This window comes from Micromonospora sp. FIMYZ51 (genome assembly GCF_038246755.1).
In the GTDB taxonomy this organism is placed as follows: Bacteria; Actinomycetota; Actinomycetes; order Mycobacteriales; family Micromonosporaceae; genus Micromonospora.
Genome location: NZ_CP134706.1, coordinates 2,171,817 through 2,194,017, shown reverse-complemented (window position 1 = coordinate 2,194,017; position 22,201 = coordinate 2,171,817). Strand labels below are relative to the sequence as shown.

At 71.9% G+C, this 22,201-nt stretch carries 17 protein-coding genes, 1 pseudogene and 1 riboswitch; of the genes and pseudogenes, 9 read left to right on the top strand and 9 right to left on the bottom strand.

Annotated features, from left to right (window positions below; genetic code table 11):
• Positions 1-33 precede the first annotated feature (33 nt).
• Entirely contained in the window at positions 34-735 is a 702-nt protein-coding gene (locus QQG74_RS10735) for a helix-turn-helix domain-containing protein (RefSeq protein WP_341720146.1), read from the top strand.
• Between the two features lie 58 nt (positions 736-793).
• On the opposite strand, the gene QQG74_RS10730 is transcribed toward QQG74_RS10735, so the two are convergent.
• The 3 genes from QQG74_RS10730 to QQG74_RS10720 all read right to left on the bottom strand — a co-directional run bounded on the left by QQG74_RS10730 (position 794) and on the right by QQG74_RS10720 (position 4,478).
• On the bottom strand, positions 794-1,660 hold the full coding sequence (locus QQG74_RS10730) for a C39 family peptidase (RefSeq protein WP_341721193.1): 867 nt from the start codon (positions 1,658-1,660) through the stop codon (positions 794-796).
• Between the two features lie 222 nt (positions 1,661-1,882).
• Positions 1,883-2,025: riboswitch (cyclic di-AMP (ydaO/yuaA leader) on the bottom strand.
• Between the two features lie 341 nt (positions 2,026-2,366).
• Positions 2,367-3,155, bottom strand: coding sequence for a hypothetical protein (locus QQG74_RS10725; RefSeq protein ID WP_341720145.1), 789 nt, complete (start codon positions 3,153-3,155; stop codon positions 2,367-2,369).
• A 195-nt stretch (positions 3,156-3,350) separates the two neighbouring features.
• Positions 3,351-4,478: an acyltransferase gene (locus QQG74_RS10720; protein WP_341720144.1), complete on the bottom strand. Its 1,128-nt coding sequence runs from the start codon at positions 4,476-4,478 to the stop codon at positions 3,351-3,353.
• A 207-nt stretch (positions 4,479-4,685) separates the two neighbouring features.
• On the opposite strand from QQG74_RS10720, the gene QQG74_RS10715 reads away from it, so the two are divergent.
• Positions 4,686-6,029 (top strand): solute carrier family 23 protein, encoded by a 1,344-nt coding sequence (locus QQG74_RS10715; protein WP_341720143.1) that lies wholly within the window; start codon positions 4,686-4,688, stop codon positions 6,027-6,029.
• Positions 6,030-6,254: 225 nt separating this feature from the next.
• Here QQG74_RS10715 and QQG74_RS10710 read toward each other — a convergent pair whose 3' ends face one another.
• The 3 genes from QQG74_RS10710 to QQG74_RS10700 form a co-directional block, all read right to left on the bottom strand.
• Positions 6,255-7,643, bottom strand: coding sequence for an RICIN domain-containing protein (locus QQG74_RS10710; protein ID WP_341720142.1), 1,389 nt, complete (start codon positions 7,641-7,643; stop codon positions 6,255-6,257).
• A gap of 225 nt (positions 7,644-7,868) precedes the next feature.
• Complete coding sequence (locus tag QQG74_RS10705) at positions 7,869-10,352, bottom strand: DNA topoisomerase (ATP-hydrolyzing) (protein ID WP_341720141.1); 2,484 nt, start codon at positions 10,350-10,352, stop codon at positions 7,869-7,871.
• 31 nt (positions 10,353-10,383) lie between these two features.
• Positions 10,384-12,441 carry a DNA topoisomerase IV subunit B gene (locus QQG74_RS10700; RefSeq protein ID WP_341720140.1) on the bottom strand — a complete coding sequence of 686 codons (2,058 nt, stop codon included), beginning with the start codon at positions 12,439-12,441 and terminating at the stop codon, positions 10,384-10,386.
• A gap of 352 nt (positions 12,442-12,793) precedes the next feature.
• Between QQG74_RS10700 and QQG74_RS10695 the strand changes: the two genes are divergently transcribed.
• On the top strand, positions 12,794-14,059 hold the full coding sequence (locus QQG74_RS10695; protein WP_341720139.1) for a hypothetical protein: 1,266 nt from the start codon (positions 12,794-12,796) through the stop codon (positions 14,057-14,059).
• Positions 14,060-14,127: 68 nt separating this feature from the next.
• Here QQG74_RS10695 and QQG74_RS10690 read toward each other — a convergent pair whose 3' ends face one another.
• Entirely contained in the window at positions 14,128-14,592 is a 465-nt protein-coding gene (locus QQG74_RS10690; protein ID WP_341720138.1) for an Rrf2 family transcriptional regulator, read from the bottom strand.
• Between the two features lie 147 nt (positions 14,593-14,739).
• Here QQG74_RS10690 and QQG74_RS10685 point away from each other — a divergent pair, with 147 nt between their 5' ends.
• The 4 genes from QQG74_RS10685 (at position 14,740) to QQG74_RS10670 (ending at position 18,353) form a co-directional block, all read left to right on the top strand.
• Positions 14,740-15,951, top strand: a complete 1,212-nt coding sequence (locus QQG74_RS10685) for a globin domain-containing protein (RefSeq protein WP_341721192.1) — start codon at positions 14,740-14,742, stop codon at positions 15,949-15,951.
• A gap of 163 nt (positions 15,952-16,114) precedes the next feature.
• On the top strand, positions 16,115-16,972 hold the full coding sequence (locus tag QQG74_RS10680; RefSeq protein ID WP_341720137.1) for an alpha/beta fold hydrolase: 858 nt from the start codon (positions 16,115-16,117) through the stop codon (positions 16,970-16,972).
• Positions 16,973-17,077: 105 nt separating this feature from the next.
• Positions 17,078-17,719, top strand: a complete 642-nt coding sequence (locus QQG74_RS10675; RefSeq protein ID WP_341720136.1) for a hypothetical protein — start codon at positions 17,078-17,080, stop codon at positions 17,717-17,719.
• A gap of 256 nt (positions 17,720-17,975) precedes the next feature.
• Entirely contained in the window at positions 17,976-18,353 is a 378-nt protein-coding gene (locus QQG74_RS10670; RefSeq protein ID WP_341720135.1) for a hypothetical protein, read from the top strand.
• Here the strand turns inward: QQG74_RS10670 and QQG74_RS10665 are convergent.
• On the bottom strand, positions 18,340-19,236 hold the full coding sequence (locus tag QQG74_RS10665) for a DUF72 domain-containing protein (protein ID WP_341720134.1): 897 nt from the start codon (positions 19,234-19,236) through the stop codon (positions 18,340-18,342). The two genes, QQG74_RS10670 and QQG74_RS10665, sit on opposite strands and share 14 nt — an antisense overlap.
• A gap of 243 nt (positions 19,237-19,479) precedes the next feature.
• Between QQG74_RS10665 and QQG74_RS10660 the strand changes: the two genes are divergently transcribed.
• Together QQG74_RS10660 and QQG74_RS10655 are read left to right on the top strand one after the other, a co-directional pair.
• Positions 19,480-20,526: an NAD(P)-dependent alcohol dehydrogenase gene (locus QQG74_RS10660; protein ID WP_341720133.1), complete on the top strand. Its 1,047-nt coding sequence runs from the start codon at positions 19,480-19,482 to the stop codon at positions 20,524-20,526.
• Positions 20,527-20,542: 16 nt separating this feature from the next.
• Positions 20,543-21,055 (top strand): annotated as a pseudogene (locus QQG74_RS10655) (2'-5' RNA ligase family protein); the annotation flags it as partial.
• A gap of 212 nt (positions 21,056-21,267) precedes the next feature.
• On the opposite strand, the gene QQG74_RS10650 reads toward QQG74_RS10655, so the two are convergent.
• Positions 21,268-22,200 (bottom strand): siderophore-interacting protein, encoded by a 933-nt coding sequence (locus QQG74_RS10650; RefSeq protein WP_341720132.1) that lies wholly within the window; start codon positions 22,198-22,200, stop codon positions 21,268-21,270.
• Position 22,201: the final 1 nt, after the last annotated feature.

Sequence of the window (22,201 nt, the reverse complement as noted above, 5' to 3'; positions counted from 1 at the left end):
GCGGACACGCAGAGATTGTGCGATGGTGAGCGGGTGACAGCAGCGGGCCGCCCCTCCTTGCGGGAACGGAAGAAGCAGGCGACCAGAGCGGCGCTCCGCACGGCCGCGCTGCGCCTGGCGCTGGAGCGCGGGCCGGGCAACGTCCGCGTCGACGACATCGCCGAGGCCGCTGGGGTGTCACCAAGGACGTACAACAACTACTTCTCAAGCCGCGAGCAGGCGATCATCGCGGCGGTCACCGCAGAACGTACGGCACAGGTCGCGGCGGCCGTGCTCTCCCGGCCCACCGAGATCGGCCTCGCCGACGCCGTGCTCGACGCCGTCGTCGGGCAGTACGCCGACCAGGGCGACCAGTCCAGCGCGGCGCTGTTGATGATCACGACAAGTCCCGCCCTGCGCGCCTGCTACGTCGACACGGTCAGCACGATCGAGGGCCCGCTCGCCGACGCCATCACCGAACGCTGCCCGGACATCGACCGCCTGACCGCCCGGGTGCTCTCGGCCAGCGTCGGGGCAGCCGCCAGGGTCGCCCTCCGGCAGTGGCTGGAGTCCACGACCGTGGCACCGTCGATGCCCGGTTTCGTCGTACCGTCCGGGTCGCTGCCCGACCTGGTCCGGGCCGCGTTGACGCCGCTGGTGCCGGCGCTCGACGCGGCAGGCACGGCGGCCGGCGCGGCCGGCACGGCAGAGAGCACGGCCGGCGGGGCGGGCAAGGGCGGGCGACAGGGGCGGTGACGGTAGGGCGCCGGTTCCCCAGCGGGGAACCGGCGCCCGTTCGGGTCCGTCAGGTCGGTCAGGCCGAGTAGCCGCGCGTGGCCGCCCAGTTGGCCAGGTCGATGGTGCTCATCCAGTAGGAGTAGTAGGACCCGTCGGCCGAGTCGGCGATCTTCACCATTCGGCCCTCGTCCTCGTAGCCCACCACGGCGATGTAGTGCCCGCCGGGGAAGGAGTGCCAGCGACCGTTGGTGTCCGTGGCGCTGCCGGCCACGTTCACCACGACACCCCGCCCGTCGTTGATTGTCGCCACGACGTCGGCCTGGAGCTGGTCCATCTGGGCCGGGGTGGCCGCACCACCACGGATCCACCTGGTCTGGTAGGGGTCGCCCTTGAGCACGGCGTTGAGCACCCGGGTGGTGTCCGCCGCCGAGTTGGTGCCGGCGAACGTGGTGCCGAGCTGGCTGGCCAGGGTGTCCTGGTCGCGTTCGACGCCAGCGGCGCTCAGCGCGTTGCGCACGGCGGCCGGGCCGCAGTAGTAGCCGTTGACCTGTGCCTGGTAGTCGTAGTCCAGGACCTTCTTCGCCGGCGGCTTCGGCGCGGCCTTCTTACTGGTCAGGTCCGGGTCCGGCGTGGCGGAGCTGGCCTTCGGCGAGGGCGACGGCGAGGGCGAGGCGGCGGCGCTGGCCGCGACCGATTCGCTCGGCGCGGACGATGGGGTCTGCGCCACCCGGGCGTCGCTGCGGGAGGCCGCCGCGTCACCGCGCAACTCGGCGACGGTGGTGGTCTGTGCGCTGGCCGGGGCGTCCCCGGTGCCGGCGAGCGCGGCACCCGTGCCGGTCGCCAGGATGAGCGCCGCCGCCGATCCGGCGACGATCTGGTACGGACGCTCCGTCGCCAGGCGGCGGAGCTGACGCTTGACGGTGTGCTTCACAAAATCCTCCACGAGGGCTGGGGCGGCCGTACCGGTGCCGGCGGTCGGGTCGGCAGGGGAAACCGACGACCACCCGGACGCGGACGGACCGTTCGAGAGATTCACCCGGGGACACCGGGCGGTGGCGGTGGGTCCGGTATCAGCTCGCCGTCGGAGAGCCGGCGAACGCGGACACCGCGATGCCGTGGAGGCGTGGGAACAACGGGGGGATCGGTACGTGTTGCACGCGAATGGAGCTCCTTCCGACACCGCCGACCGGGTTAGCTGACGGATTCGGGCGGGAAGATCGCCCTACCGCGGGCCGAGGCTCGCGGATTCACCCCAGGTAATGCAGTGGGTCCCCGGTTCGTGAGATCACGATTGAGCGGGTCGGCGCGGCGTCGCCTTTTGCGATCGGTTACCGCACCGGACGGGGCGACATTACTGGCCGGTCAAACCGCGCGCCAACCCGTCATTGCCTGCGTAAACATGATCCAGATCAATTATTTCCGGGTATTCGGCGACTGGCGTCGCTCAATGGGATTCGGGGAATTGAGCACGCCGAAAGGCGACAACCGGACCGACCACCCAAAAAGTCCCGGAAATTACGTAACCGATGCACCCGAGCGCGCTCGGTGACCGTTTCCGGAGTCAATGTGACCGGGGTCACCCATCTCGGGGACTGCACCCGCACCGGTCGGCGAGGTCGGTCCGACCGCCCGACCGGGCGGTCATCCGATCAGCCCACCCGGGCCGGACGCCAGCGCCGGATGACGGCCGGCCGGCCGAAGGCGACCCGGCGCCGCGTCGGCACCCGGTCCGGCCGAAGTCGCTGTGCGGCAGCGTACGCCTCGGCAGCGAGCGTACGGGCGGCCTCGGCGGCGATTCCGGCCGCCCGCCACGCCGCACGTTCCCGGGCCTCGGCCGTCCGGTACGCGGCCAGCCGACTGTCGCGCAGCAGCCGGGCGAGGGTGATCTCCTGCTCGGCAGGGTGCCATCGGGGATCCCCACCGCGCCGCCGAGCGAACACCTCGCTCAACTGCCGGGCTGTCAGGTCGCCCCGCCAGTGCGCGGCCATCGCGGCGCGGTGCAGCCACCGCTCCCGGGCGGCGTACTCGTCCGGGCTCCGCACCGCCCCCGGCACCGCGAGCGGCACCGTGGCCGCGAGTCGCCGGGCAACCTGCTCCGCCTCGTCGTACGCGGTCCAGGCGCGTTCGAGTTCCTCGTGCGCGACCCGCCAGGCGTCCCGTCGCCGCTGGGCGTTGCGCGCGGCACCGGCCGCCGCCACGGCCACCTCTCCGGCGTACCTGCTCAGGTCCGCGGCCGTGGTCACGGCGGGATCCTCGGCCGAGTCGCCCTCGGCCACCGGCGCACCCTCGACCGCCGGTGCCCCCTCGGTCGACCGGGCCCGCTGCGGGCGGGCGACCAGGGCGGTGAGCACCCCCAGCGCGAGCACCAGCAGCGCCGACCAGATGGCGACGGCCCGGGGTACCTCGGTCAGGAACTGGTAGAGGACAGACTGCTCCATGACCTGCCTCAGCGGGAACGAGGCACGAGGCCGGTCAGCATCCGGACGGCCGGACGCCGCGAGCACCACAGTGGACAGGCAGGCGCGGCGATGAGCACGGCCCTCACGCTACCGCCGTCGTCGTGGCAGCCGCATCGCCGTCCGGGCGTGTCGGGTGGGACTGTTCGCCGGATCGAGCCGACGCTCGGCCGAGCCCTATCGTCCGGAGTGGACAGTCCCGGCGGCGCTCGGGCGGGGCGGCGCCAGCCGGCGCATCATGGGTTGCTCGACGTAGCGGTGCAGCAACGCGGCCAGGGCCAGGGTGAGCAGCAGGAATCCGATCACCGCGGCCGGACCCCACCAGCCCGGGAAGCCGGTCCCCCAGTCGCCGGTGATCCGCATGATCGTCATGATCGCGAAGACGTGCACCAGGTAGAAGGCGAAGGAGACCTCGCCGAGCCAGACCATCGGCCGGGACCGCAGCGGCGACCGGCTGCCCCGCACGTCCGCGTCGGCCGCCGCCGCGATCAGCACGACGTACGCCGCCGACAGGATCGCCGCCCACAGTTCGGCACGGATCCACTGCGCGGCCACCACCCAGGTCGCCACGAAGATCAGGCTCGCCACCAGCAGGCGCGGTCCGCGCCAGCGACCCCGCAGCATCAGTTCGGCGGCGGCCACCCCCATCCAGAACTCCAGCGACCTCACCAGCGGGAACACCTGGGTGAACCACCACCGGTACTGCTCCGGCACCAGCGTCTGCGCCGGCCAGAGCGCCAGGATCAGCAGCGGCACCGCGATCACCACGGCCCACAGCTGCCACGGCCGGGCCCGCCGCACCAACGGCAGCGCCAGCGGCAGGCACAGGTAGAAGAACAACTCGCAGGAGAGCGACCAGCTCACGTTGTTGACGCTGTAGAAGTAGCCCGGCCGGGGATCCCAGGCCTGGAGCAGGAACAGGTTCTCCACCGCGGCCACCGGGTTGATCGGGTCGGCGAACCAGAGCGCGGCCAGCATCGCCACCGCCCACATCAACAGGTGGTTCGGGTAGATCTTGGCGAACCGACGCCGCCAGAACCGCCGCCGGGAGTCACCGGGTCGAGCCGACCAGACCAGCACGAACCCACTGAGGACGAAGAAGAACTGCACCCCGGACAGGCCGAGGGTGAAGATCTTGCCGACCACCGCCTGGTGGTCCGGCTCGGCGATGATCCGCATCGTCCCGGCGTGGAAACCGAAGACCAGCAGGGCGGCGACCCAGCGCAACCCGGTCAGCGACGGCAGCCGGCTCGCCGTGCCGCGTCCGGTCGGGGCGGTCGGCCGGTCGACGGTCGTGCTGGTCATCCGGGCACCCTACCCGCCCACTCCCACCCCAGGTGTAAGGAAGGGCCCCCTGTTAACGCCTCGTGCATAGCAAGGGCCCCCTGCTAACACACCTGCCCACCAGCGCCGAATCGCGCCGTACCGGCATCTTCCGCGCCGACCGCCCATGCTAGAAACAACGTTCAGGGTCGACCGCGCCCCCGCCATCTCGGATGTGAAGGGCCAACCATGACCCAGTCCCCCACCCCCACGCGCTCCCGCTGGTCACCCTGGTCGGTGCACGGCGACGGCCGGTCGATCCGCCCCGGCGAGGTGGTCCACCCCGACGAACGGCTCACCTGGCCGCGTACGATCGGCGTCGGCGTGCAGCACGTGGTGGCGATGTTCGGCGCCACCTTCACCGTGCCGCTGATCACCGGCTTCCCGCCGGCCACCACGCTGTTCTTCTCCGGGCTCGGCACCCTGCTCTTCCTGGTCATCACCGGCAACCGGCTGCCGTCGTACCTCGGCTCGTCGTTCGCCTTCATCGCACCGGTGCTGGCCGCCAAGTCCGGCGGCGACATCGGCCCGGCGCTCGGCGGCATCGTGGTGGCCGGCGCCGCGCTGGCCCTGGTCGGCCTGTTGGTGCAGTTCGCCGGGGCCGGCTGGATCAACCGGCTCATGCCGCCGGTGGTCACCGGCGCCATCGTGATGCTGATCGGGCTGAACCTCGCCCCGGTCGCCTGGGACGGCGGCGGCGACGGCGGAGTCAAGGCCCAGCCGCTGATCGCGGTGCTCACGCTCGCCGCGATCCTGCTCTTCACCGTGCTCTTCAAGGGCTTCCTGGCCCGGCTCTCGATCCTGCTCGGCGTCCTCGTCGGCTGGCTGGTCGCCGCGCTTACCGGCGGGCTGGCCCCGGCCGCGGTCACCGGGCTGCGCGAGGCCGCCTGGGTCGGGCTGCCCGAGTTCCACACCCCCAGCTTCAGCCTGCGCGCGGTGGTACTGATCATCCCGGTGGTCCTGGTGCTGATCGCGGAGAACGCCGGCCACGTCAAGGCCGTCGCCGCGACGACCGGCCGCAACCTGGACCGGGACATGGGCAAGGCGTTCATGGGCGACGGGCTGGCCACCGTGCTCGCCGGCTCCGGTGGCGGCTCCGGCACCACCACGTACGCCGAGAACATCGGCGTGATGGCCGCCACCCGGGTCTACTCCACCGCCGCGTACTGGGTGGCCGGGCTGGCCGCGGTGCTGCTCGGGCTCAGCCCCAAGGTCGGCGCGCTGATCCTCACCGTGCCGGCCGGTGTGCTCGGTGGCGCCACCACCGCGCTCTACGGACTTATCGCCATCCTCGGCGCCCGGATCTGGCTCGACAACCGGGTCGACTTCCACGACCCGATCAACCTGCTGACCGCCGCCGTCGCGGTGATCATCGGCGCCGCCGACTACACGCTCGCCGCCGGCGACCTCTCCTTCCACGGCATCGCCCTGGGCACCGCCGCCGCCCTGCTGATCTACCACGGCATGCGCCTGGTGGCCCGCCTGCGCGGCACCACCCCGCCGTCCCGTCAGGGCCCCGAGCCCGAACTCTGACCATCGAACCGGCCCGCCCCCGCCGGCTCGGCGAGGGCGGGCTGGTCACCGGGTCCGCCCACCGGCTCGGCGAGGGCGGGCCAGCTACCGGGCCCGTCCGCCGGCTCGATGGGGGGCGGGCCAGCTACCGGGCCCGTCCGCCGGGCTCGATGGGGGCGGGCCAGCTACCGGGCCCGTCCGCCGGCTCGATGGGGGGCGGGCTGGTCACCGGCGGGTTCGGCTGGGTCAGAACTGGGCGAAGAACCGCCAGACCTCGCCCTTGGTCCAGGTCCGGGCGCCGCTGTCCCCGCCGCCGTCCACCGGACCGGGGGTGTGGCCGCCGTCGAACGCGCCCCACTGCACCGGATAACCGGCCCGGCATCCCGAGTACGCGGTGGTGATGTGCGTCCGGCTACCCGCCGCCGGCTCCGGCGGATTCTGCGGGGTGCATCCGTTGTTGCGGACGAACCTGTCGCGCAGCGACCGCCCGCTGGCGATGTTGTCGGAGATGCCGTGAATGCCGAAGTACGCGATCGGCTGGGTTCCGCCGCTGCATCCGCTGAGCTCTCTGGGCGCGCCGTAGACCGCGACCGCCCGGAAGACGTTCGCGCGGGCACAGGCGAGTGCGTAGCTCATCGCACCGCCGTAGCTGAACCCGAGGGCGAAGCGCTGGGTGGTGTTGACGCAGAGGTCGCTCTCGATCCGACGGATCATGTCCTCGACGAATGTGACATCCTCGCCACCGGAGTTGGCCCAACCGTTGCCGATGCCCTGGGGCGCGACCAGGATCGCGCTGTTGTTCGACTGTTCCTGCTGCCCGTAGTACGCCCAGGCGGCCCCATCGGCACCGCCGTAGGCGACATCACCCGCGGTACCACCCAACCAGTGGAACGCGAACATCAACCGGTAGCGGGTGTTGCTGTTGTAGTTGGCGGGAATCCGCAGGATGAAGCTGCGGCTCTTGCCGCTGCTCTGGATCGTGTGCGAACCGCTGCCCAGCGTCGGCGTCCGGCCGCACCCGGCGCCCGGCTCACCGCTCGGTGGCGGCGATGTGGGGCCGCCGCCTCCGTCGACCCGGGCGAGTTGCCACTGCTGGTTGGTGCCGTTCCAGTCGGCGTACTGCACGATGTTCGCGCCGTCCGCCGTGGAGGCGCCCTGCACCTCGACGACCTTACTGCTGTGCCGGCTGATCAACCGGACGTGACCGCCGTCCGAGTCGGCCAATCGGAACTGCTGGTTGGCACCGTTGTGGTCGGACCACTGCACGATCGCGGCGCCATCGGCGGTGGACGCGTTCGACACGTCCAGGACCTTGCCGGAATGCCGCGACTTCAACCGGTAGTAGCCACCGCCGGAGTCCACGAACTGCCATTGCTGGTTGGCCCCGTCGTTGCGCGTCCACTGGCTGATCCGCGCGCCGTCGTTGGTGGCCAGACCGTACACGTCCAACGCCTTGCCGCTGTTGCGGTTGACCAGCACGTACCAGGCGTTGGTGTCCACCGTCGCCGCTGCCGCGGGTGCCGCGTTGACCGCCACGAGGGTGCCCGCCACCAGCAGCGCGGCACCGGCCGCAGCCACCACCGACCATCGCCGACGCCGGGGTGCAGGAGAGGCGGGACGAACCTCACCATTCATTGACTTACTCCTTTGACTGGGACCACGCGCGCTCAGGACGGACGCGCGTTGTCGCAGGCGCCGGCGTTTCGATGGTGGGGTAAACACGCTGGGCCAAGCCTGCGAGCATGGCCTAACGTATCGTCGTCATACGTCATACGTCAATGACGGTCATCGATGGATCGGGCGCGTGGCGCACCGACGGTCAACCCCGCCGGCCCACACCACGCGCCCGATGAACAGGAACTACTGACGGTCGATCTGGTGACCGACCACGGTCGGGCCCAACATCACCGCGAAGCCGGAACCGTCGCGGCGCGGATCCGCCGCCGGCAACTCCACCGCCTCACCGTTCGCCGTCGACCCCACCGGCCGTGGACCGACCCAACCGACCACCACGTCGGTCTCACCCTTGAGGAACCGCTGCGCACGCACCCCGGCGGTCGCCCTCCCCTTCGCCGGGTACGCCGCCAGCGGCGTCACCTTCACCGTCGCCCCGGTGGAGGTGACCACCATCGGCTCACCATGCTCCGGATCGTCGGTACGGACCGCGCCGAAGAAGACCACCTGCGCCCCGCCCGACAGGGCGATGCCGGCCATGCCGCCACCCTTGAGCCCCTGCGGCCGAACCAACCCGGCCGGAAAACGCAGCAGTGACGCCGCGCTGGTGAGGAAGGTGAGGGACTCGTTGCCATCGGTAAGCCAGGTCGCCCCCACCACCTCGTCCCCCTCACGCAGCCCGATCACCTCGAACTCGTCGGAACGCACCGGCCAGTCCGGGGCACAGACCTTGACCACACCGTGCCGGGTACCCAACGCCAGGCCGGGCGAGCCCTCGGCAGACGAACCCAGCGGCGCCAGGCCGACCACGCTCTCCCCCGGCTCCAACGGCACCAACTCGGCGGCGGACATCCCGCCGCGCAGCGACACCGTGCCGGTCTGCTCCGGCAGCACCGGCAACGGCAGCACATCCACCTTGAACGCCCGCCCGGCGCTGGTCACCAGCAGCACCCGGCCCCGGGCGGTGGAGTGCACCGTGGCGCGTACCGCGTCGTGCTTGACCCGGCCGTGCCGGCGGCGCCCCTCGGCGGCCTCCTCCGACTCGGCGGCGGTGCGGGCCACCAGCCCGGTCGCCGAGAGGATCACCTGGCACGGATCGTCGGCCACCTCCAGCGGACCGGCCGGCGCCGACGCGGCCAGCACCTCCTTGAGGTCGCCGTCGACCAGGGTGGTCCGCCGGGGCGCGTTGAACTGCTTGACCACCGCCGCCAACTCGTCGGAGACGAGCTTCTTCAACACCTTCTCGTCGTCCAGGATGGTGGACAACTCGGCGATCTCCGCGCGCAGCTTCTCCTGCTCAGCCTCCAACTCCAGCCGGTCGTACTTGGTCAACCGGCGCAGCGGAGTGTCCAGGATGTACCCGGCCTGGATCTCGGAGAGCTTGAAGCGGCGCATCAGGCCGTCCTTGGCATCCTGGGCGTCCTCGCTGGCCCGGATCAGCTTGACCACCTTGTCGATGTCGAGCAGAGCGATCAGCAGCCCGTCGACCAGGTGCAGCCGCTCCTCCCGCTTGCGCCGACGGTACGCGCTGCGCCGGGTCACCACCTCGTAGCGGTGCGCCAGGAAGACCTCCAGCAGCGCCTTCAACCCCAGGGTGCGCGGCTGCCCGTCGACAAGCACCAGATTGTTCACGCCGAACGACTGCTCCAACGGGGTGAGCCGGTACAGGTCGGCCAGCAGCGCCTGCGGGTTGACCCCGACCTTGCACTCGATGACCAGCCGGGTGCCGCTCTCCCGGTCGGTGAGGTCCTTGACGTCGGCGATCCCGGTCAGCCGCTTGGTCTTGGTCACCTCGTTGGTGATCGCCGCGATGACCTTCTCCGCACCGACGCCGTACGGCAACTCGACCACGGTGATCGCCTGCCGACCCCGGCTGCCCTCCAACGGGCCGATCTCCACCTTGCCGCGCATCCGCACCACACCCCGGCCGGTCTCGTACGCCCGGCGCACCTCGTCCAGACCGAGCAGCAGGCCGCCGGTGGGCAGATCCGGACCGGGCACGAACTCCATCAGCTTGTCGAGACTGGCGTCCGGGTGCCGGATCAGCCACCGGGCGGCGGAGACGACCTCACCCAGGTTGTGCGGGATCATGTTGGTCGCCATTCCCACCGCGATCCCCGAGGTGCCGTTGACCAGCAGGTTCGGGAAGGCGGCCGGCAGCACGGTGGGCTGGGTCAGCGAACCGTCGTAGTTCGGCTCGACGTCGACGGTCTCCTCGCCCAACTCACCGACGAGCAGCATCGCCTCCCGCGACATCCGAGCCTCGGTGTAACGCGCCGCTGCCGGTCCATCGTCCGGGCTACCAAAATTTCCATGCCCATCGATGAGTGGGACGTTCAGCGAGAAGCCCTGCGCCATCCGGACCATCGCGTCGTAGATCGCGGTGTCACCGTGCGGGTGGTAGCGGCCCATCACGTCGCCGACCACGCGGGCCGACTTGACGTGCGGCCGATCCGGCCGGAAACCCGCCTCGTGCATCGAGTAGAGGATGCGCCGGTGCACCGGCTTGAGGCCGTCCCGGGCGTCGGGCAACGCCCGGGAGTGGATCACCGAGAAGGCGTACTCCAGGTAGGAGTCGGAGACCTCGGTCACCAGCGGGTTGTCGAAGACCCGCGCACCGGCCCGGTCGAACGCGGAGTGGTCGACCTTCGTTTCCTTGCGGCGTGCCATTGCTGGGCTGTCCTTCCGAAAGAGCCGGTGCTCAGGCGTCGATGGCGTCGCGGTCGACCCGGTCGGCGGAGTCGATCAGCCAGTTGCGGCGCGGCTCGACCTTCTCCCCCATCAGCAGGTCGAGAATCCGCTCGGCGGCCTCGACGTCGTCCAGGGTGATCCGGCGTACCGCGCGGGTGGCCGGGTTCATCGTGGTCTCCCAGAGCTCGTCGGCGTCCATCTCGCCGAGGCCCTTGAACCGTGGAATGGGCGTGACGATCTGCTTGCCGGCCTGCTCCAACTTGCGCACCGTCGCCTCCATCTCCGCCTGGGTGTAGGTGTAGACGGTCTGCGGGTTGCGCCCCTTCGTGGTGACCTTGTGCAGGGGCGGCATCGCGGCGTAGAGCCGACCGGCCTCGATCAACGGTCGCATGTAGCGGGCGAAGAGGGTGATCAGCAGCGTCCGGATGTGCGCGCCGTCGACATCGGCGTCGGCCATGATGAGTACGCGGCCGTACCGCATCGCCGACAGGTCGAAGGTACGCCCGGAACCGGCGCCCAGCACCTGCACGATCGCCGCGCACTCGGCATTGTCCAGCACCTGCTGAAGGTTGGCCTTCTGCACGTTCAGGATCTTGCCCCGAATCGGAAGAAGCGCCTGGTATTCGGCAGAACGGGCAAGTCGCCCCGTACCCAGGGCGCTGTCACCTTCCACGATAAATAGTTCACTTCTATCGATTCCTGAGGCGCGGCAGTCGACCAGTTTGGCGGGCATCGCCGCGCCTTCGAGGGCGGTCTTGCGGCGGGCGGCGTCCTTCTGCTGCTTCTGGGTGAGCCGTACCCGGGCCGCGTCGACGATCTTCTGGAGGACGGTGCGCGCCTCGGTCTTCGTCTTGCGGTCCTCCAGCCAGGACTTGACGTGCCGCTCGACCAGCCCCTGCACCACCTTTGTGACACCGGCGGTGGAAAGCTCGTCCTTGGTCTGCGAGGTGAACTGCGGCTCGGGCACCCGCACGTGCACCACCGCGGTCATGCCCTCCAGGACGTCGTCGAGCGTGGGCGCGTCCTCCTTGGCCTTGAGCAGGCCACGGGTGTTGCGTACGGCGTCGGCGAGGGTACGCGCCAGGGCCCGCTCGAAGCCCTTGCGGTGGGTGCCGCCGTGCGCGTTGCGGATGGTGTTGGTGAAGCACTCGACGGTGCGCTCGTAGCCGGTGCCCCAGCGGAAGGCGATCTCGATCTCGGCCCGGCGCTGCACGTTGGACTGCATGACGCCGTTGGCGTCGGCGGCGTTCTCCCGGTACGTCCCCTCGCCGGTGACAAGCAGGGTGCCGGAGACGGGACGGTCGCCGGCCGGGGCGAGGAACTCCACCATCTCGGTCAGCCCGTCGGGGTAGTGGAACACCTCTTCGGTGGGCTGCTCGCCGGTGCGGTCATGCAGGGTGTAGCTGACCCCGGGCACCAGGAAGGCGGTGTGCCGCAGCTTGGCGCGTACGGCGTCGTGGTCAAGCGTCGCGCCGGTCTCGAAGTAGCGGGGGTCGTGCCAGTAGCGGATCGAGGTGCCGGTGCGCTGGCCGCGCTTTGTCGCGCCGACGACCTGGAGGCCGGGCCCGGGGGTGAACGGCGCGTCCGGGCCGTCGCCGTCGAAGATGCCCGGTACGCCGTGCCGGAAGGACATGGCGTGCACCTTGCCGCCCCGGCGGACGGTGACGTCGAACCGGCGGGAGAGCGCGTTGACCGCCGAGGCGCCGACGCCGTGCAGGCCGCCGGAGGTCTTGTAGCCGGAGCCGCCGAACTTGCCGCCCGCGTGCAGGCGGGTGAGCACCAGTTCGACGCCGGAGATGCCGGAGCGGGCGTGCACGTCGGTGGGGATGCCCCGCCCGTCGTCGTCGACCTGCACCGAGCCGTCGGCGTGCAGGATCACCGCGATCTTCGTGGCGTGACCGGCGACCCCCTCGTCGGTGGAGTTGTCGAGGATCTCGTTGACGAGGTGGCCCACGCCACGACTGTCGGTGGAGCCGATGTACATGCCGGGCCGTTTGCGGACGGCGTCCAGCCCCTCAAGGTGCGTGAGGTCGTCGGCTCCGTACAGGGTCTCAGGCTCTGCGGTCAACTGGTCGTACTCCCGGGTCTCGGCGATGTGCTGCCCCGCACCGTCGGCGGTCGGCCCAGCGTGGGCACGCCGCAGCGAGCGTAGCCGTACGCCCCGACACGCGACGCGGACACCCGTACGGCACGCCGCACGGGGCCGCTGCTGGTGGCCCTGCCGCGGTCAACGCCTCGGGGTCCGGCGTTATGCCCCGACCCCGGCGAGGGCTGCGGGTGGCGGGGCGCGGTGCGGCCGGTCTAGCACCCGGCTGACCCACATGTCACAGGCGTTTCCCGCGGTTGACGTGCGTCACACCGGCGTGATCCCATCACACCAACAGAGGATCTTTCACATTTCCATGAACGGATGTGATGCCATGTCCGGGTTGCGTCGTACCGCCGCCGCGATGGCCCTGGCCGTCGCCGCAGCGACCTTCTCCACCACCGTCGCGGCACCCGCCCCCGCCTCGGCGGCGCTGCCCACCGCCGCCGTCGCCCTCGGCGACAGCTTCATCAGCGGCGAGGGCGCCGGAGCGTACCAGCCGGTGGTCGACTCGACCGGCGTGGCGCGGGCCTTCCCGGGGTGGACCGCGCCGAACAGCAACGCCTTCTTCTGCCACCGGTCGGCCAACGCCTCGCTGCACCAGGCCACGCTGCCCGGCATCCAGAGCCGGTTCAACCTGGCCTGCTCCGGCGGCCAGCCGCACGACATCGGTGCCGCCTCCTCGGCGCGGGCCAACGGCCGCCAGGTCGCCGCCCAGCTCGACCAACTCCGCGCGGTGGCCCAGACCCACGACATCGATCTGGTGCTGATCGGCCTCGGCTCGAACAACAGCTCGTTCACCTTCGGCGGGGTCGCCGAGAAGTGCGCCAACCGGTTCATCGCCGACGCCTGGACCGGCTGGTGGGAGTTCTGGGCGTACCTGAACGGGCCGGTGGAGCAGAAGCCGTGCAGCGACGCCGACCTGGCCACCGCCGCTCAGCTCAACGCCGCGACCGCCGAGACCACCGCGGCGGTCCGGCAGATCCTCACCACCCTGCGCGAGGTGGACGGCGACGGCCAGCACCGGGTGGTGTTGCAGGACTACACCAACCCGCTGCCGCTGGAACTGGCGGCGTCCTACCACTCGGAGGACGGCCGGGACGACACCCGGGACAAGTTCCGGGCCCTGGGCGCCGAGCGGTACGCGGCGGGCTGCCCGATCCACCGGGCCAGCCTGGCTCCCGGGCACCGGTTCTCGCAGGGTCTCGGCACCATCGTGCGCACCACCCGGGACACACTGGCCGCCGAGTTTCCCAGTGCCGACCTGGTCTACCTCAACGTCCAGCGGGCCTTCGACGGCGCCCGGCTCTGCGAGTCCTCGACCAGCCCGTCCGGCACCCTGGCCACCCCGATCCGGCTGATGGACAACCCGCCCAACGGCACCTTCGTCACCAGCCTCGCCGGCAAGGACAAGATCGCCATCCAGCGCATCGCGAACACCTGCGTGACCTATTTCCAGACCTGCCAGGAGTCGTGGCACCCGAACGCCGCCGGGCACCAGGTGCTGGGCCAGTGCCTAGCCGGCGCCGCCACCACCACCGCCCGCTCCCTGGCCTGCACCCGCACCCCCACCGGCACCCTCACCCTCACCCTCTCCTAACCCACCTCACCCCACCCACCCCACCCCTTGCCCCGGTTGATCATGAGGTTGGCGGCACTAGTTGATCTTCAAACTGCCGCCAACCTCATGATCAACGGGGTGGGTGGGGGTGGGGGTGGGTGGGGAGGAGGAGGGAGGAGGGTGAGGGTGGTGAGGAGGTCGGCTAGGGTGAGCTGGTCCAGGACGGCGAGGAAGGCGTCCTGCGCACGCCGCAGCTCGACCCGTAGCCGGCAGGCCGCCCGCAGCGGACAGGCCGGCGTCTCGCAGTCGACCACCTCGCCCTCCCCCTCGAACACCCGGACCACCTCCCCGACGGTGTAGGTCGCGCCGTCCGCGGCGAACGCCACCCCGCCGGAGCGGCCCCGGATGGTCACCAGGACCCCGAGGTGCTGCAACCGTTGCACCACCTTGGCCACGTGGTTGCGGGGCAACGCCAGTCGCTCGGCCAGCTCGTCCACGGTCGTCCGTCGGCCGGAGGCGGCGGTGAACATGGCGATCCGCAACGCCATGTCGGTGGACCGGTTGAGCTTCACCTTTCGACCCTAGCCAGTGGCCACGCCCCGGACGGTCCGCCGTGTGACCGGCGCGACCAGCGATCCAGGACTTTCGACCCTAAAGAGGTATCTCCGATACCTGTTTTGGTGAGCAGGTCCGTAAGGTCGTTTCCGAAGGAGAACATCGTGCTCACCCAGTCCTCAGCAGCGGTGGTGACGGCGACCCTGCCCGCCGTGCGGGCGCACGGCGAGGCCATCACTCGCCGGTTCTACAAGCGGATGTTCGCCGCACATCCCGAGCTGCTCGATCTGTTCAACCGGGGCAACCAGGCGAGCGGCAGCCAGCAGGCGGCCCTGGCCGCAGCCGTTGTCGCGTACGCCGAGCACCTGACCGATGCCCACGCCGCGCCCTGGGGTCCGGTACTGGACCGGATCGCGCACAAGCACGCCTCGCTGGGGATCACCCCCGCGCAGTACACCATCGTGGGCCGGCACCTGCTCGCCGCCGTCGGCGAGGTACTCGGCGACGCGGTCACCCCGCCCGTCGCCGCCGCCTGGGACGAGGTCTACTGGCTGCTGGCGGTCGAGCTGGTCGCCCGGGAGGCCCGGCTGTACGCCAGCGCCGGACTGGCCGAGGGCGGGTCGGTGTGGCGTCCGTGGCGGGTGACGGCGCGCCGGCAGGAAACCTCCGACGTGGTCTCGTTCACCCTGATCCCCGACGACGGGGGCGAGGTGCCCACCTTCGTGCCGGGCCAGTACACCTCGGTCGCGGTCGACCTCGACGGCGGTCGCGGTCGGCAGATCCGCCAGTACAGCCTGGCCGGCCGCCCCGGCGCGGCGCACTGGCGGATCGCTGTCAAGCGGGTACGCGGCGTCGACGGCGCCCCGGACGGCCAGGTCTCCACCTTCCTGCACGAACACGTGGCGGTCGGTGCCAGGCTGCGGCTGAGCCCACCCTTCGGCGAGGTGAACGCCGTCGCCGGTGACGGTCCACTGCTGTTGGTCAGCGCCGGCATCGGGCTGACCCCGGCGATGGCCGCGCTGGAGCACCTGGCGGTCACCGCGCCGCAGCGCCCGGTGGTGCTGGTGCACGCGGACCGGACCGGCGCGGCCCACGCGCTCCGCGATGACCTGCCGCGCCTGCACGCCGCGCTGCCGAACCTGCGCACCCGGCTGTGGTACGAGGACGCCACCGGGGTCGCCCTGCCCGGCGTCGCCGCCGAGGTGACCGGCGGCCGGGTGGACCCCGAGATGATCCCGCTCTCCCCCGACGCCCACGTGCACCTCTGCGGACCGCTGCCGTTCATGAACATCGTCCGGGGTGGGCTGCTACGCCGGGGCGTACCCGTGGAGCGGATCGCCTACGAGGTCTTCGGTCCGGGCATGCTACGCGGCTAGGGCCTGTGTCGGCGCCCCGGCAGGTCGGCGCCCCGGCAGGTCGGCGCCCCGGCGCACCGGCGGGTCGGCGCCCCGGCAGGTCGGTGCCCCGGCGCACCGGCGCCCCGGCGCACCGGCGGGGCCCGACCCCCGGCGCACCCCTACTGATCGGTAACCTGGCCTGGTGAGCGCGAGTGTGGAATACGTGCAGGAGTTCGTCCAGGTCGACGGCGCCCGCCTCGGCATCCAGGTCTACCCCGAGCCAGTGGGCCGGCCGAACGCGCCGGTGGTGCTGGTCCTGCCGGCGATGGGGGTACGGGCCCGGTACTACCGGCCGTTCGCCGCCGCGCTGCGCGACGCCGGGCTGGCCGTGGTCGTCGCCGACCTGCGCGGCACCGGGGAGAGCACCCCGCGCCCGAGCCGGGCCTGCCGGTACGGGTACGCGGAGCTGGCCGCCGACGTCGGTGCGGTCCGGACCGCGCTGAAGGAGCGGTTGGACGGGCGGCGCACGTTGCTGCTGGGGCACTCGCTCGGCGGTCACGCCGCCGTGCTGCATCTCGCCCTGCACGACGAGCCAGAGGTGGACGGGCTGGCTCTGGTGGCCGTCGGCCTGCCGTACTGGCGTGACTTCACCGGTCCTCGGCGCTACGGCCTACTGCCGTACACCCAGGGCATCGCGGCCACCACCCGGCTGTTCGGCGTCTGGCCCGGGTGGGGGTTCGGTGGCCGGCAGGCCCGGGGGGTGATCCGCGACTGGGCACACACCGCCCGGACCGGCTGCTTCCCGCCGCTGGACGGGGCCGACACCGAGGCGGCGGTGGGCCGCATCGGCATGCCGGTGCTGGCGGTAAGTGTCGAGGGCGACCAGTACACCCCGCACCCCACGCTGGATCGGCTCTGCGCCAAACTCACCGCGGCTCAGGTGCAACGCGAGCGCTACCACGTGCCGGGCAACACGCTGGATCACTTCACCTGGGTACGCGCCGCCACGCCGCTGGCCGCCCGGATCGCCGACTTCACCGCCGGCCTGCCAGCACGCTGATCCGGCGGCGGGCCGGGAGCGGGCCGGGCGCATGCTGCGCGGTACGGGATTAACCCCTGGTCACCGGGGTAAGCCGGCACGCCCGATTCGGCGGAGGGAGACCAGATGTCTGACAGTCACACCGCACTACGCTCGATGCACGACCTGGGCCTGGCGGCCTGGTTCGGCGGTTCCCTGATGGGTGCCTTCGGCGTCAACGGCGCCGCGGCGCGGGTCGGCGACTCGACCCAACGGCTTCCGGTCGCCTCGACCGGCTGGGCCCTATGGACCCCGGTCAACGCGGCAGCCATCGGTGCCCACCTCGCGGGCGCGGTCGGCGAGCTGGTCACCGAGAGCCCTCGGATGGCCGCCCAGCGGGGCGTCGGTCGGATGAGCACGGTGAAGACGGCGCTTACCGTCGGCGCCCTGGCCGTGACCGGCTACAGCCGGATGCTCGGCAGGCGCCTGGAGCGGGCCGGCATGCCCTCGGTCGAGGGGATCACCGAACCGAACCAGCAGACGCCGCCGCAGGTGGCCTCCTGCCAGCGCCAGCTCCGGATGCTCCAGTGGGCGATCCCGGCGCTTACCGGCGCGCTGATCGTGGTCACCGCGTACATGGGTGAGCAGCAAAAGCCCGGACAGGTGCTGCGCGGCATGCTCGGCCGGGCGAACGGGCTGATGCATGTCCCGGGGATGGCGGGCAAGGGCGCGACCGGGGTCGCGGCGATGAAGGCGGTCCGCCGCAACATGGCGATGTCGGGGCGCTGACCGCTCCCCGCAGCAGCAGACCGACGGCGCGGCCGGGACCGGTGACCGGCCCGCAGCAGAGACCGGTGACCCGGCCGGGACCGGTGACCGGCCCGCAGCGGGGACCGGCGGCCCGACCGGCAGCAGGCACCGGTGAACCGGCCGGCAGCAGACGCGGGCCGGCAGCCCGGACCGGTGCCGGGGGCCGGCAGCCCGGCCCGGGAGCGTGATCGGTGGCGGGCGGTCCGGTGGGGACGCATCCAGCAGTGAGGTGGTCATGACCGACAGGAAGCGGCAGGACCGGGGACCGGAGCAGGTCACGCCCTGGGGGACCACGGACGGCTTCGATGCCGACCCGCCGTGGGGCGCCGGTGCGGACTCGCCGATGAACGAGGGCAGCGAGGAGTCCGCCGTGCCGGAGGGGCGGCGGGGCGAGCGACGGGCGGGCGAGATCCCGACGGAGCATCGGCCCGCCGGCCGGCACGGGCTCGGCTCGGTGGAGCCGACCGTCGTGCCGGCCGCCGGTCCGGGGGCGCCGCCAGATCCGGCGCCGGCCCGGCGACCGTTCCCGGACGAGGTGGCCGGCGAGGATCTGCCGGACAACGCGCTGGAGGAGGCGACCGGCATGCGACCGAAGGGGGTCACCCGGGACTGACCGGCTGCCCGGCACCGACGGCGAGCAGCCCGGCCATTTTCTCCGCGTCGCGCTGCGCCTGCCCGGCGCAGCAGTTGTTGAACAGTACGTGCAGCTCGTCGGCCTGCCCGGCGAGTTCCGCAAGCAGTTGCGCCCAGCAGCGCAGCTCGTCGTCTGCGTAGGCGTAGCGGAACCGATCCTCCTTGTTGCCGCCGGCCCAGGCGGTGCTGTGCCCGTGGAACCGCACCATCGCCAGGTCGGCGGTAGCGACCAGGGCCGGCGGCACGGAATCGGGATGGCCCTGCGGCATGTCGACGCAGCAGAACGTCAACTCGTGTTCCCGGAGGAAGGCGAGCGTCTCCAACGCCGCCCGGCCGTCGAACCAGGACGCGTGCCGCAGCTCGACGGCGACCCGCCCGGGTCGACAGCGGGTGGCCAGCTCCACGATCCGTCGCCGGGCCGCGTCGCCACGGGCCAGCCACGGTGGGAACTGCAACAGCACCGCGCCGAGCCGGTCGACCGCCGCGATCGGTGCCAGCGCCGCGCGGAACCGCCGCCACAGCTCGTCGTACGCGTCCGGCGGCAGGTCCCGGCGGCGGATCCGGTCCGGCCCACCGGTCGGCCGCAGGTCGGCCGGGAGCGCGGCCACCGGCGTCGGGTGGCCGGTGAAGAGGCTGAACGCCTTCACGTTGAAGGTGAATCCGTCCGGTGTGGCGTCCACCCAGCCCTGGACCGTCTCCGGTGCCGGCACCGCGTAGTACGACGTGTCCACCTCGACCAGTGCGAACCGGTCGGCGTAGTAGCCCAGTCGCCCGGCGGGGGTGTTCACCTGCCGCGGGTACCAGCCGGAGCGCAGCAGGGTCCGGTCGGCCCAGGACGACGTGCCCACCTTGATGACAGTCATGTAATTCAGTGCACCGCCGAGCCGCCGGATCGGCAACCGCTGGGGCGGTCACCGTCGAGCGCGTGCCGCGCCGGTGGCAACCGCTCGGCGGTCACCGTCGAGCATGTGCCGCGCTGGAGCTGCGGGCCGCGATCAAGGTCCTGACCAGGCAATAGGGAGGGTCGGAAAGCGTCGGATCGGGGTTTGTTTCGGCGCCGGACGGGGAGCCCGGAGCGAGACGCCACCGGGACGAGGAGGTATGGCATGCGTGCGCTGCGGCTACCCGACTGGAAGACGGATCCGGAGCTGGTCGAGGTCGACGAGCCGACGCCGGGCCCCGGCCAGGTGGTGGTGAAGATCGGCGCTGCCGGTGCCTGCCATTCCGACCTGCACCTCATGCACGATTTCGAGGCGGGTGCGGTGCCCTGGAATCCGCCGTTCATTCTCGGCCACGAGAACGCCGGCTGGGTGCACGCGGTCGGCGCCGGGGTCACCGGGCTGGAGGTGGGCCAGCCGGTGGCCGTGTACGGCCCGTGGGGCTGCGGCACGTGCGCCCGCTGCCGGATCGGTGCCGAGAACTACTGCGAGAACCCGGCCGCGGCGCCGGTGCCCAGCGGCGGGGGTGGGCTGGGCCTGGACGGCGGCATGGCCGAGTACGAGTTGGTGCCGGCCGCCCGGCTCGTCGTACCGCTGCCCGAAGGGTTGGACCCGGTCCAGGCGGCGCCGCTCACCGACGCGGGACTGACGCCGTACCACGCGATCCGCCGGTCCTGGCCCAAGCTGCCGCCCGACAGCACCGCCGTGGTGATCGGTGTCGGCGGGCTCGGGCACGTCGGCGTGCAGATCATCAAGGCGACCACCGCGGCCCGGGTGATCGCCGTGGACACCCGCGACGAGGCGTTGCGGCTCGCCGAGGAGTGCGGCGCGGACCTGACCCTGCGCTCGGGCGAGAAGACCGCCGAGGAGATCAGGTCGGCCACCGCCGGTCGCGGTGCCGATGTGGTGCTGGACTTCGTCGGGGCCGACGCGACCCTGCGGCTCGGCGCCGCCGCCGCGCGTACCTTGGGGGACCTGACGATCGTCGGCATCGGCGGCGGGAGCCTGCCGGTCGGCTTCTTCTCCGTGCCGTACGAGCTCAGCATCCAGACCACCTACTGGGGTAGCCGGCCGGAGCTGATCGAGGTGCTCGAACTCGGTGCCCGGGGGCTGGTTCGGCCAAAGACGACGACGTTCAAGCTGGACGACGCGCTGCGCGCGTACGGCCAGATGCAGGATGGCACATTGGAGGGTCGCGCCGTCATCGTGCCGTGAACCCTAAGCTGATCATGTGGTCGCCGCGCTGGAGCTCTACCTGGACAACGTTGCCACCCGACGGATCCGGGTGCTCTGGGACGCCCTGGAGGCCGAGGGCGTACCGAGCATGCGCTCACTGCTGGCGCAGCGGCACCGGCCGCACGTCTCACTCGCGGTGGCGCCACGGCTCGACCCGGAGCAGGTCGGCGCGGCTCTGGCGGGCACCACCGTGGCCGTGCCGTTGCGGCTGTCGTTCCAGTACGCGGGCCAGTTCGTCGGCCGGGTGCTCTGGCTGGGTCCGGTTCCCACGCCGGAGTTGCTGGCGCACCATCGGCTGGTGCATGCCCGGCTGGCCGCGGCCGGTGTCCCGCTGGTCGAGCACTACCAGCCGGACCGGTGGGTCCCCCACTGCACCCTCTCGATGCGGGTACCGAACACGCTGATGGCCCCCGCCATCCGCCGCTGCCTGGAAGTCCTGCCCCTGAACGCCACGGTGGTCGCCGCCGCCCTGACCGACCACGCCCGCAACATCTCCCACCCCTCCCCTAACACCCTCCCGCCCACCCCACCCTCCTCCTCCTCCTCCCCACCCTCCTCGCCCCGCCCCGCCCCGCCCCGCCCCGGCGATCTTGCACTTTTAGTCGCTGATACGCCCCTTTGGGGCTTTTGCCGCGACAAGAAGTGCAAGATCGCGGGAGCGGGGAGGGCGGGGAGGGCCGCGGGGGCGAGAGCGGTGGGGTGGGGTGGGGTGAGGTGGGGTCAGGAGGGTGTGGGCTGGCCTTGGCGCCAGTAGCCCATGAAGGCGACGGCGCGACGGTCGAGGCCGCGCTCGGCCACCAGGTGGCGGCGCAGGGTGCGGATGACCGCCGCCTCGCCGGCCAGCCAGGCGTAGAGCGGTGCCGCCGGAAACGGGTCGGGCACCTCCCAGAGGAGTTCGCGGTCCACGTCGACGTCGTCGACCGGCTGGCCGGCCGAAGCGGCGACCGACCGGGCCGCGAGGGCGGGCACTCGGTCGGCAAGCAACTCGTCGGCCGCGGCGACCACGGCACCGACCAGCCGGGCACCGTACGGGTCGGCCGCCCGGGGCAGCCAGGTCACCGCCACGCCGGGCGGGGTGGCCAGCGGCAGCACGTCGGCCGCCTCGGGCACCTCCAGCAGCACCCGACCACGGGCGTGCAGCGGCAGCCGGGCACAGATGCCACTGATCGCCGGCACGGCAGTCTCGTCCCCGGCCAGCAGCAGGCACCCGGTCGACGGGGGACGGAACTCGACGCCGCCGTGGTTCCCCTCGTACGCGGCGTTCGGTCCCAGGATGGCGATCTCGTCGCCGGGGCGGACCCGCCGCGCCCACCGGGTCGCCGGCCCGCCGTCGCCGTGCAGCACCAGGTCGACGTCCACCTCGTTGAGCTGCGGCCGGACCGCGCGGGCGGTGTACGTGCGGATCGGGCTGCGCAGGTGCTCCGGCAGTGCGCGCCAGCGGGCGTACCAGTCGGGGCCTTCGGGCAGGTGGACGCCGCGTTGGCCGGGCACCGGCAGGGCCAGCTTGATCCGCTGGTCGTAGCCGTTGTCGGCGAAGCGGTCCAGGTCCGGGCCGGTGAAGGTGACCCGGACGAAGGACGGGCTGAGCCGGCGTACCGCGCGGACCTCGACGCTGAACAGCCGCCAGGGCGCGGCGGGCAGGGTGCTGGTCATG